Here is a 2,213-nt window from a genome sequence, read left to right as displayed (position 1 = left end):
GACGAAGAATAGCCAGCCGCCTTCGATCGCCGCTCCGCTGATGCTGACCCCGGTCAATTCCCGGAGATAGGCCGGCAGCACCGGCATGATCATGCCGAAGCCGATAATGTCGAGCAGCAGCGTGGTGAAGACGAGCGCAAGGCCCCGTCTGGCGGTTTTGGGGTCGATCATGATGGGTCAAGCTCCTCTGCTCGCCCTGGGGCGCAGGCGGACGCACCTTATAGGCGAGCCGGCCGCAAGGAACAATAAGGGAACAGGCCGGATTCTTTCATCCTGACATCCCCTGACGGCGTCTTGGCCGTCAGGTCATCTCGGGAAACAGTCTCGTCAAATCGGGCCGCTCAGCGTGTTGCAATCCGAAAGCTTGCCGCTCTTGTAGCCGCGCGCCAGCCAGGTCTGCCGCTGCTGCGAGGTGCCGTGGTTGAAGCTTTCCGGCACGACATAGCCCTGCGTCTTCTTCTGCAGCGTGTCGTCGCCAATCTGCTTGGCGGCGTTCAGAGCGCTCTCGATGTCGCCCTGCTCCAATATGCCCTTCTGCGCGGTGTAGTGGGCCCACACGCCGGCGAAGCAGTCGGCCTGAAGCTCGATGCGTACCGACATCTGGTTGGCGTCGGCTTCGCTCATGCCTTGCCGCATCTGGTTGAACTTGGACATGATGCCGGTCAGGTTCTGCACGTGGTGGCCGACCTCATGCGCGATCACATAGGCGCGGGCGAATTCGCCCGAAGCGCCAAACTGCTGGTCGAGCTGCTGGAAGAAGGTCATGTCGAGATAGACCTTGTGGTCGCCGGGACAATAAAACGGTCCGGCCGCCGCGGAGGCAAAGCCGCAGGCTGAGCGGACCTGGCCGGAAAACAGCACCAGCTTCGGGTCCTCATAGGTCAGCCCCTGCGATTTGAAGATGCCGGTCCAGGTGTCCTCGGTCTCGGCCAACACGGTGGCCACGAACTGCTTCATCTCGTCATTGGCCGGTGTGGCGCCGCTGTCCTGGCTACCGCCGCTGTTGTCGGTGATCTGGCCGCCGCCGCCCGGCAGCAGGCCGCCATCGCCGCCACCCAGGATCGTCGACGGATCGAAGCCGAAATACCATCCAGCCAGCACCACCAGGATGACAAGGAAGATGCTGCCGCCGCCACCGGCGCGGCCGCCGATCGGAATGCGGAACTGACCAGGGCTGCCGCCACCGAGTCCGCCACCGCCGCTGTCGCTGCGGTCGTCCTCGATATTGTCACTCTGACGACGGCCCTTCCAGAGCATGGCAACTCCTCGCGCTGCGAACTTCCCCGTTGTCCGGCAAGGCCGGCTCAACCCAACAAACAATTATCCCAATGGTTGCGCCAAGTCACAGCATTTTTCCAGACCGCAGCGGTGCTGGCATGGCGGCCTCAGCGCTCTGGTCGAGAGTGTGCGAGGCCTGTAGCATTGCCCGTACAATGGGGGATGTATTGGGCTTGAGGAGGATCGGTTCGTTCCTGTCGCTGATTGCGGCGTTGTTTTGCCTCGGCTTGCGGGCCGCCGGCGCGGTGACGCTCGATTCCAGCGTTGCCGTCACCGACCCCGCCACCTTGCAGGCGCTCGAGCGCGGCGGCCTCTCGATCAGCCGTCTGCTCGGACCGGCACTCGGCCTCACCCGTGAGGTCGACAATCGCGGCCTGTTTTCGGTGCCGGCACTGGCGACGGTGCGCGACACCGTCAAACAGCAGATCGCCGACGAACCGAAGACCAGTCCGGACCCCTATGTCGCTGCCATGGCGAAGTCGAAGGACGCCAGCCAGAAATTCAACCCGAAATACATCGATGACGACGGCTCGACGCTGGACCTCACCGGCGTCGTCAACCGCATGGATCGCGGCTATCTCGGCCACACCGAATGCGGCGAGATCCGGCTGATCTACCGCTTCCACTATTCGGTGGCGGAAAAGCCGGCCAAGGGAAAGGCAAGCCAGCGCATTTCCTCGCGCCTGCCGCTGACCATGAGCCTGGTGTTCAACGCCAAACCCAGGCAGGCGCAGGCCCGCGCCTCGAAGGACCTGCCAAGCGCCACCGATGTGTCCTGCGCCGATGTTGCCCAGCGCTGGCTCGCCGCCGGCCAGAAGGACCTACCACCCGACCAGCTTGCCGCCTGGCTGCGCTCCGACGAAGGGCCGCTGTCAGGCGCCATGCTGAATTCGTCGCAGATCATGCGCCTCGAACTCAACATGCAGGTGCTCAGG

General features: G+C 63.8%; 1 protein-coding gene and 2 pseudogenes. 1 reads left to right on the top strand and 2 read right to left on the bottom strand.

Features of this window, described 5'->3' with window-relative positions:
* Both EN993_RS34985 and EN993_RS34980 read right to left on the bottom strand, forming a co-directional pair.
* Nucleotides 1-171, bottom strand: a pseudogene (locus EN993_RS34985) (TCR/Tet family MFS transporter); the annotation flags it as partial.
* Between the two features lie 156 nt (nt 172-327).
* Nucleotides 328-1,257, bottom strand: a complete 930-nt coding sequence (locus EN993_RS34980; protein WP_109659994.1) for a neutral zinc metallopeptidase — start codon at nt 1,255-1,257, stop codon at nt 328-330.
* Between the two features lie 194 nt (nt 1,258-1,451).
* Here EN993_RS34980 and EN993_RS34975 point away from each other — a divergent pair.
* A pseudogene (locus EN993_RS34975) lies at nt 1,452-2,213 on the top strand (hypothetical protein); the annotation flags it as partial.

The sequence above is a fragment of the Mesorhizobium sp. M7D.F.Ca.US.004.01.2.1 genome (assembly GCF_003997785.1).
In the GTDB taxonomy this organism is placed as follows: Bacteria; Pseudomonadota; Alphaproteobacteria; order Rhizobiales; family Rhizobiaceae; genus Mesorhizobium; species Mesorhizobium loti.
Note: the sequence above shows the minus strand (reverse complement) of the source record. Positions and strands in the feature narration are given on the sequence as shown.

Bases quoted from the DNA above. Each gene is read 5' to 3' on its own strand.
- EN993_RS34980 (WP_109659994.1), bottom strand. From the start codon at position 1,257: ATGCTCTGGAAGGGCCGTCGTCAGAGTGACAATATCGAGGACGACCGC.